At 65.0% G+C, this 2,564-nt stretch carries 1 protein-coding gene; it reads right to left on the reverse strand.

The annotated features are described in order from the left end of the window. Positions 1–2,290 (reverse strand): condensation domain-containing protein (locus tag A2J02_RS25415; RefSeq protein ID WP_156516389.1); only part of this gene is annotated, 2,290 nt, incomplete at its 3' end. Positions 2,291–2,564: the final 274 nt, after the last annotated feature.

Genomic DNA, 2,564 nt, shown 5'->3' on the forward strand with positions numbered 1-2,564 from the left:
TGGTCACCCGTTCGGCGGCGCGCATCGGGTCGGACAACGTGGCCAACACCGTCGCCTCGGTCGGCCCGTAGGCGTTGCGCATCGCTCGATCGGCAGAGACGAACCTGTCCCGCAACGCGGGTGGACACTCCTCACCTCCGACGTCGAAGACGTCGATGGAGCTGAGGTCGTCCGGGTCCAGAGTGGCCAGCACGGTAGGCGAGGTGATCAGGTGCGTGATCTTCTCGCGGTCCAACACGCCGGCGAGGGCAGGGCCGGCGTAGACGTCGGCCGGAGCGATCACCAGGGTGGCACCCGCAGCGAACGCGGCAAGGAGCTCTTGGATGGATGCGTCGAAGACCGGCGACGCCGCCTGCAGTACGCGCGAGTCGGGGGTGACGGCAAACCGTTCGACGACGTTGGCTGCGAGTTGCGCAAGTCCGCGGTGAGTGACGCTGACGGCCTTGGGTTTTCCCGTCGACCCCGAGGTGTGGATGACGTAGGCCTCGTTGTCGACGTGCAGTGTCGGCGACGTGAACGCGATCGGGTCGGCGTCGAGCAGGTCCTCGATGAGCAACCATCGGACAGTGTTCGGAAGGTGGTACACACCGGCACGAGTCGTGATGCCGAATTCCACGTGCGCATCGGCGAGCACGGCAGCCAACCGATCGGCGGGCTCGGTGGGGTCGAGTGGAACGAACGACGCGCCCGAGATCGAGACGGACCACGAGGCCAACAAGGATTCGTAGGAGCGTTCGATCGCGACGGCGATTCGCTTCTCCGGGCCTGCGCCGATCGAGACGAGTTGCGCAGCAATGTGTTCCGCGACCCTGGTGAAGTCGTCACTGGACTGATCGACTCCGGTGGCTCGCACCACCGCACCGGTCGTCAGCAGCGAGGGCAGCAGCGCGGGGGGTACGGTCGCCGTGGAATGTGCGCCGATCAGCGCTGCCTTCTCCTCGGCACCCAGCACTTCGAGCTCGGACACCGCGAGCCCCTCGGGGGCGTGGACCACCTCGCGCAGGAGTGCCAGGAAGCGTCGCTGGTGGGCTGCGAGCTCGTCGGTGCTGTAGAGGGCAGGGTTACCGAGGAAGTCGACGCGAGTGCTGGTGCCTGCGACACCGGGGTAGACGTTGACCATCATGTCGTCGATGGGGCCGCTGGAGAGCACGCGGTATTCGCCGATCACGTCGCCGAGCCGAATTGTGCTGTTGTACATCATGATGTTCACCGTGGGACCGAACACGCCACGTCCGGCAGCTGCACTGCCGGTACCGTCGCCGGTCGCCCGCTGCATGTCCTCGACGCGGAACCGCTGATGGCGAAGTGCGCCGGTGAGTTCCACCTGAATCCGTCGAAGCAGTTCCTCGACGGTGACCCCTTGCTCGACGCCGATGCGAAGCGGCACGACGTTGGACATCATGCCGGACGATTCCCGCAGTTTGGTGGTCGCTCGGCCCGATACCGGCAAGCTGAGCATGACGTCGTCGGTGTCGGTCATGCGCGCGAGATAGAGCGCGAACGTGGCGAGCACGACGGGGACGTCGGAGGAGTTGTACCGATGCGCCACTGCCGCAACGGCTTCGGTGAGGTCTGCGTCCAGGACAGCACCGACGCTCACCGTCACTCCGCTGTGAGCGGCGGGTTCGTGTGGGCTGCCGGCCAGCCTGGGTGCTTCGAGGTGGCCGTCGAGTCGACCGAGCCAGTACTGGCGGTCGGTCTCGTAGCGGGAGGAGTGGGGGTACGCGGCCTCGTAGTCGTAGATCTCCCGCACTCCGATGGCGCGGGTCTTCGGGATCTCGTTGCCCGTGATCAACGCGGTGTACACCGCAGCGGTGCGCTCCTGCACCGAGATTGCGCCGAGGCCGTCCATCACGATGTGGTGAGCCCGGCTGTACCAGAAGTAGTGGCACGCGCCTACCTGGATGATCTCGGAGGCGATCAGTTGGTCTCGAACCAGATCCACCGGTTTCCGATACTGCTCGTCCATGTAGCGCTGGGCATCGTCGATGGGATGCTCGCGGTCGGTGAAGTCGCGGTAGATCATCGCGTACGGCACTCGCAGGTCCGACCACTGGTACGGGTGGCCGTCGTCCACGCCGATCCGCACTGCAGGCGATTCGAGCCGTCGGCAGGCGATGTCCGTCGCGCGAATCAGAACGGACGGGTCGATGTCGCCGCGGATCTCGACGTATTGAGCGATGGTGAACGGCACATCCGGGGCCAGCTGCTGAGCGAGGTAGATGTTCATCTGAGCAGCCGACAGAGGGAAGCGGCCATCCTCGAACCGATCGTCCGCCTCTGGCGACACTCCCCGACCTCCTCAACGCACGCACCCTGACGGCTTCGATTCGGCCGGCGGCACCGCTCATCGACGTCGATCTTTTCATCGCCCACTACAAACTAGTCGACACACTGTGAATGCTCTACCTGGATCGAAGACAGGTACGCCAGATCGACCACTCCCCTTTAGGCTGTGCACTCGAATACATTTCCTCGACCGAGAGGCCACCGACGATGGCAACCAGTTCCACCGATACCCGGGGTCGGAAATCGGGCAGAAAGCGGCCCATTCTCATCTCGGT

Origin of the sequence: Rhodococcus sp. EPR-147 (assembly GCF_001647185.1) — a bacterium.
Lineage (GTDB): Bacteria > Actinomycetota > Actinomycetes > Mycobacteriales > Mycobacteriaceae > Rhodococcoides.